This window comes from Pseudomonas sp. MHK4, from assembly GCF_054600775.1.
Genome location: NZ_BAAIAK010000039.1, coordinates 1 through 1,449, shown reverse-complemented (window position 1 = coordinate 1,449; position 1,449 = coordinate 1). Strand labels below are relative to the sequence as shown.

Sequence of the window (1,449 nt, the reverse complement as noted above, 5' to 3'; positions counted from 1 at the left end):
TTTCGTCTTCACACACCGCAACTTGCTTCTAAGCAAATTGCTTGGGTGTTATATGGTCAAGCCTCACGGGCAATTAGTATTGGTTAGCTCAACGCCTCACAGCGCTTACACACCCAACCTATCAACGTCGTAGTCTTCGACGGCCCTTCAGGGGACTCAAGGTCCCAGTGAGATCTCATCTTGAGGCTAGTTTCCCGCTTAGATGCTTTCAGCGGTTATCTATTCCGAACATAGCTACCCGGCAATGCCACTGGCGTGACAACCGGAACACCAGAGGTTCGTCCACTCCGGTCCTCTCGTACTAGGAGCAGCCCCTCTCAAATCTCAAACGTCCACGGCAGATAGGGACCGAACTGTCTCACGACGTTCTAAACCCAGCTCGCGTACCACTTTAAATGGCGAACAGCCATACCCTTGGGACCGGCTTCAGCCCCAGGATGTGATGAGCCGACATCGAGGTGCCAAACACCGCCGTCGATATGAACTCTTGGGCGGTATCAGCCTGTTATCCCCGGAGTACCTTTTATCCGTTGAGCGATGGCCCTTCCATACAGAACCACCGGATCACTAAGACCTACTTTCGTACCTGCTCGACGTGTCTGTCTCGCAGTCAAGCGCGCTTTTGCCTTTATACTCTACGACCGATTTCCGACCGGTCTGAGCGCACCTTCGTACTCCTCCGTTACTCTTTAGGAGGAGACCGCCCCAGTCAAACTACCCACCATACACTGTCCTCGATCCGGATAACGGACCTGAGTTAGAACCTCAAAGTTGCCAGGGTGGTATTTCAAGGATGGCTCCACGCGAACTGGCGTCCACGCTTCAAAGCCTCCCACCTATCCTACACAAGCAAATTCAAAGTCCAGTGCAAAGCTATAGTAAAGGTTCACGGGGTCTTTCCGTCTAGCCGCGGATACACTGCATCTTCACAGCGATTTCAATTTCACTGAGTCTCGGGTGGAGACAGCGCCGCCATCGTTACGCCATTCGTGCAGGTCGGAACTTACCCGACAAGGAATTTCGCTACCTTAGGACCGTTATAGTTACGGCCGCCGTTTACCGGGGCTTCGATCAAGAGCTTCGCGTTAGCTAACCCCATCAATTAACCTTCCGGCACCGGGCAGGCGTCACACCCTATACGTCCACTTTCGTGTTTGCAGAGTGCTGTGTTTTTAATAAACAGTCGCAGCGGCCTGGTATCTTCGACCGGCGTGGGCTTACGCAGTAAATGCTTCACCCTCACCGGCGCACCTTCTCCCGAAGTTACGGTGCCATTTTGCCTAGTTCCTTCACCCGAGTTCTCTCAAGCGCCTTGGTATTCTCTACCCAACCACCTGTGTCGGTTTGGGGTACGGTTCCTGGTTACCTGAAGCTTAGAAGCTTTTCTTGGAAGCATGGCATCAACCACTTCGTGTTCTAAAAGAACACTCGTCATCAGCTCTCGGCCTT

At 52.9% G+C, this 1,449-nt stretch carries 1 rRNA gene; it reads right to left on the bottom strand.

The features are described 5' to 3' along the window. Nucleotides 1-52: 52 nt before the first annotated feature. A 23S ribosomal RNA gene (locus ACYP2Q_RS31395) occupies nt 53-1,449 on the bottom strand; the annotation flags it as partial.